The organism is Pseudomonas sp. PME37.24/025, from assembly GCF_055556615.1.
Genome location: NZ_JBVHNK010000218.1, coordinates 1 through 270 on the forward strand (window position 1 = coordinate 1; position 270 = coordinate 270).

Annotated in this window: 1 protein-coding gene; it reads left to right on the top strand. The window is 60.4% G+C overall.

From position 1 onward, the window contains the following. Positions 1–270, top strand: a 270-nt coding sequence (locus ACZ3HH_RS30130) for a hypothetical protein (RefSeq protein ID WP_465810247.1), incomplete at both ends; no start/stop codon positions are given.

Consider the following 270-nt stretch of genomic DNA (forward strand, 5'->3'; position numbering starts at 1 on the left):
CACCTCCGGCAACATCACCGCCTATACCAGCGCACCGTCAATCAATTCCACGCTGCTGGGCAGCAGCCCGGTTTTCAACGTGCCGGTGCAGGTCGGCCAAGCGGTGAGCGCGCTACAAGCCGCACAGTTTGGCCAGATGGTTGGCGTGGCAGGTCAAGTGCGCCGCCTAGCCATGTCGTTAACGGCAGCCAGCGCGACTGCCACGTTCACTGCAGATGAAGTGGTGGTTGAAACTACTGTTGGCGGGCTAGTCTACCGCATCGCAAATCT